Below are 4604 nucleotides of genomic sequence, written 5' to 3'. Positions count from 1 at the left end.
CTTGTATACGGTTGAGAATGCAGAAGACCTTGCGTTAGTCCTAGACGATCTGGTAGAACGGCAAAAGCAGTTGGAAGAGTCTGTATATCCCGCTGCTTTGGATCTGCCACAAGTGAGGGGCAGACAAAGAGTTATGAAGACTTTTATTTTAAAAACCAGGGCCGCTGTTGAATACCGCGTAGATGCCACAGAACCAGCTGTAGAGCTGATAAATGCCTATAATGCCATGCGTACTCAATTTAATGTACTGGTGAATAACACCTTGGATACTCAATTACTATCTGATGAATAAACTGCTGTTAATTTTCGTAACCCTTCTTGTTTTAGGGAAAATACAAGGTCAAACTTCTGAAAAGGAGAATATTCAACTTACTTTAGACAACTGGCACAAAGCTGCCGGGGAGGCCAACTTTGTGAACTATTTTGAACTGCTCACTGAGGATGCAATTTTTATTGGCACTGATGCAGCGGAAGTATGGGACAAAACAGAATTTATGGCTTTTTCCAAACCTTATTTTGATCAGGGAAAAGCCTGGGATTTTAATGCGGTAGAACGAAATATCTACCTGGATCTCTCCGGAAAGGTAGCGTGGTTCGATGAGCTTCTGGATACTTGGATGCAACTTTGCCGGGGCTCGGGAGTACTTATAAAGGAAAATGGCAAATGGAAGATCGCGCAATATGTGTTGTCGCTCACCATTCCCAACGAAGAGATAGATCCGGTCATCGCCCTAAAGAAAGAACGGGACAGCACCTATCTCAACGGACTAAAGAAAAAATGATATATACCGATAATGCCAAGTATTACTAGGCCTTCCGGAAGAAATAAAAAGTAAAACCTATGAAGTATTCCTATCAACTATTCCTGCTCTGCTTTCTCCTTTTAACTGGTTGTAAACAAGAACAAAAAGATTTTGTAACAACCGATTTTTATACCACCGAGTTGTTTAAGGATGTTCAGTTGCAGGCAATCTTTAAAGATTCTAAGACTTTTGTGGACCTGGTACCAGACAGACCTTATGCCGAACTGGCGGCCATGTATGACGCAGAGAAAACGGCAGCCTCCTTTTCCCTGGAAGACTTTGTCTCAACTCATTTTTCTGATAAATTTAATTCAGGCCAGGTCATTGTTACAGACACTACTAAGAATATGTATGAGCATATTAGCAGCATGTGGGGCAAGCTCACCAGAGGACCAGATACGCCTGTGGAGAATTCATCGCGGATAGCACTGCCCTTTAAGTATGTAGTGCCCGGGGGGCGTTTTAGGGAGATCTATTACTGGGACAGTTATTTTACCATAGAAGGACTTTTGGTTGATGATCAGGATGAGCTTGCCAAAAGTATGGTAGACAATTTTAGCTTTCTGATAGATTCCCTTGGATTTATCCCCAACGGAACCCGGAATTATTACCTCACTAGATCACAACCACCGTTCTATGCCTTAATGGTAGATGCCATATGCCGCGATGATCCCGAGATGTTTTCCGAATACTTCCCTTACATCCTTAAAGAATACGAGTTTTGGATGGCAGGGAAGAAAGACGTTAAAGGAATTTACACCCCCGATAAATATGTGGTTAGAGTGGGAGAGGACCTGTTCATGAATCGCTATTGGGATAGCGGCACCACGCCAAGACCCGAATCGTACAAGGAAGATTTTCATTTGGCATCCGAACTATCTTCCAGCAAAGAAAAAACCACACTCTATACAAATATGCGTTCTGGTGCTGCATCTGGTTGGGATTTTAGCAGCCGCTGGTACACCAGGGAAAATGATTTTGGTTCTACCAAAACCGCCGATATTCTTGCAGTAGATCTCAACTGCCTCCTGTATTTCATGGAAAAAAGCATCGCCAGGGGCTATGGCTTAAAAGGGGATGCTGAGAATCAGGAACTGTTTCTTTATAAGGCAGAGGAACGGAAAACGAGTATTGTGAAATTATTTTGGAAGGCAGATGACAATTTTTTTTATGATTACAACTATCAACAAAAAGACTTTGCCAGAACGCCTACCCTGGCAGCGGCTTTTCCTTTGTTCTTTGAAATTGCCTCCGAGGAACAGGCAAAAGGAGTACGGGATAAGCTTATGACAAACTTCCTGAAAGACGGAGGTTTGGTTACCACGCTGGAACATTCCGGACAACAATGGGATGCGCCCAACGGATGGGCCCCTTTACAATATGTGGCTGTGGAGGGGTTGTTGAACTACGGCTACGTAGAAGAGGCAAAGACCATTATGCAACGCTGGCTTGCTTTAAACGAACGCGTTTATAAAGACACCGGGAAGATGATGGAAAAATACAATGTAGAAGACATTAGCCTCCTATCCGGGGGTGGAGAATACGAAACCCAGGACGGCTTTGGTTGGACCAATGGTGTTGCGCTTGCCTTTAAAAAGTTACTGGATGAAATGGACCCGGAAGAGTAAGAAACCAACTTCGGAAATACAGTAAGAAAAAAAGGGAGGCAATTACCTCCCTTTTTTAATCCTTGTTTTCTTCCGGATTATTCTTTCTGGATTCTAGTGCTTGTTTGCTAAGACTGGCCAGATTAAAATTGGGATCGAGAGCCAGGGCCTCATCAATACTGGCAATTGCAGTGTCAATATTGGTATGGTCCATATTGTATTGTACCAAACCTTTTAGATGCAATAAGGCTGCCTTTAAAGAGACTTCATAAGGTTGTTGTCTTTCATAAAAAGAATAGCTCATTCCGTCCTGAACGCTCCCAAGTGCGAACTCTATATTGGCCATCGCCCCTGTATTATCTCCCGTCTGAATTTTCAGATCAGCCAACTCATAGGCCAAATAAGGATTCGGAACGCGTTGGTACAATACCTCAAATTGTTCCAAGGCACGTTTAGGTTGGTTAAGCGCCTTTAAACTTATGGCTTTTACCTGCACAGCCAGATCAGAATCGGATTCATTCTTTTCTATTCCAATGGTATTCAGGGCCTGCATATGCTGGTTATTATTGGCATACACATACGCCAATGTATCTCTTTGCGCCTGAGACGGTTCTAATACAATTAAGTGTGTAAGGGCATTGATCACACCATTTACATCTCCCTGGGCTTTCATTTCATTGTAAAAAGCCTCGTAATGCGACTTTAACTCAGCAGAGGTTTGGGCATAACTACTTATACCAATAGCGAAAAATAAGATGGCAATATTTGTTCTCATGATCTTAAAATTAGTGCGGCAAAATTACTACTTTTTTTTGGGTCTGTGTATAACAAAATCCTTAAAATGGCCCAATTATAGGTATGTCCGGCAACCGGTAAACGGATTACTACGAGTGCGAATCTATGGGGTTCATAAATTTAAATTTTAAAGCATCCAGCGTTTTGGTTTTGACGATCTTGCCCGTTTTTCCCGCATATCCTTTTGTGTACACCGGGACAGGAAGACCTCTTTTAGTAGCTTCTTTGGTATAGTATATCCTTTTGGTTGGATGGTCCGGGTATACCCCATTCATTAGTTTTCCCCACCATTCGTTGGTAACAATACTTGTAAGGAGTAGAACACAATCATCAATATGGATAAGATTAATGGCATCGTCTCCATTGGACAGTTCATGTTGGCCGGCCAAATAGGTTACCGGGTGGCGGTCCGGGCCCAGTAAGCCTCCAAATCGCACTATGGTGGCTTCCATATCCTTGTCTCCCATAAATAACTTCTCGGCCGCCACTAATTGTTTTGCAGAATCACTTCCGGGTTTCAGAACCGATCTTTCCGTAACCTCCCCCTGTACCTCTCCGTACACAGATGTACTGCTTACAAATATGATCTTTTTTAAATGCATGATCTTGCTCGCCTCGTATAATTGGGTCATCTTGTTCAAATAATCTTCCTCCATTGCTTTTCGCCTTGGGGGAACATTGATGATAAGGATGTCTATGTCCTTTAGGAAATTGATCAAAGAACCTTGAACACCTTCGTTATGGAGTTCAACATAGTAGGGTACGATCCCCTCGTTGCCAAGAATATCCAGGTTTGCCTTGGTGGTCGTAGTACCGCTTACACGGAAATCCATGGAAATAAAGCGTTTTGCCAGGGGAAATCCCAGCCAGCCGCAACCCAGAACGCCTATGTGTGGTTTCAATGTCGTATGGTTTTTTTAAGGATGATGGCGTCATTCAGCACAAAGGGCATAGGGATAAGTTCTTTGGGCCGTTGAGGGATTGTAAACAGGGGATGATCCAAAAGATCATTAGACGCTTCATAGATAGAGAGTTCTAATTCTGCTCCGGCGGGGATTCTTATCTCTAACATGGTAGAGTCATTATCGCTGATGTAATGTGTAAACAGACGGGTACCTTTGCGTTCCTTCAAATAGAATTCAGAGAGTTCAAAACCATTTATGCTTGCTTTGCTTACGGGCGTATTATCTGTATATACGTCTAGTCTGTTCACTGCTCGTTGAGGAAAAATTCCTATTTCCAAGATTCGGCTTCCCTCCAGGGTAGTGTCTTTTTCAATGGTTACCACAGGCCCGGTTATATCTTTGAAAGGAGCGGATGATACCTGCGTAAATATGGAATTGTATTTGCTGTTAATGGTGGAATTGTTCTCAGTAACTGCCATCGTTTTCTCTGACCC

At 42.8% G+C, this 4604-nt stretch carries 5 protein-coding genes and 1 pseudogene; 3 read left to right on the top strand and 3 right to left on the bottom strand.

What is annotated here, in order from left to right:
* The 3 genes from WBM49_RS15070 to WBM49_RS15060 all read left to right on the top strand — a co-directional run.
* The coding region (locus WBM49_RS15070; RefSeq protein ID WP_424372871.1) for a hypothetical protein at window positions 1-292 on the top strand (292 nt) is incomplete at its 5' end.
* Window positions 285-782 (top strand): nuclear transport factor 2 family protein, encoded by a 498-nt coding sequence (locus WBM49_RS15065; RefSeq protein WP_424372870.1) that lies wholly within the window; start codon window positions 285-287, stop codon window positions 780-782. The genes WBM49_RS15070 and WBM49_RS15065, both read left to right, overlap by 8 nt.
* Before the next feature lie 59 nt (window positions 783-841).
* On the top strand, window positions 842-2431 hold the full coding sequence (locus WBM49_RS15060) for a trehalase family glycosidase (RefSeq protein ID WP_424372869.1): 1590 nt from the start codon (window positions 842-844) through the stop codon (window positions 2429-2431).
* Between the two features lie 55 nt (window positions 2432-2486).
* Here the strand turns inward: WBM49_RS15060 and WBM49_RS15055 are convergent, their stop codons facing one another.
* The 3 genes and pseudogenes from WBM49_RS15055 to WBM49_RS15045 form a co-directional block, all read right to left on the bottom strand.
* Window positions 2487-3185 (bottom strand): tetratricopeptide repeat protein, encoded by a 699-nt coding sequence (locus tag WBM49_RS15055; protein ID WP_424372868.1) that lies wholly within the window; start codon window positions 3183-3185, stop codon window positions 2487-2489.
* Between the two features lie 109 nt (window positions 3186-3294).
* Complete coding sequence (locus WBM49_RS15050; protein WP_424372867.1) at window positions 3295-4107, bottom strand: NAD-dependent epimerase/dehydratase family protein; 813 nt, start codon at window positions 4105-4107, stop codon at window positions 3295-3297.
* Window positions 4104-4604 (bottom strand): annotated as a pseudogene (locus WBM49_RS15045) (peptidase M28); the annotation flags it as partial. The gene WBM49_RS15050 and the pseudogene WBM49_RS15045, both read right to left, overlap by 4 nt.

Source organism: Muriicola sp. (assembly GCF_049669965.1).
GTDB lineage: Bacteria > Bacteroidota > Bacteroidia > Flavobacteriales > Flavobacteriaceae > Muriicola.
The sequence above is the reverse complement of the archived record's forward strand: the minus strand, read 5'-3'. Positions and strand labels throughout refer to the sequence as shown.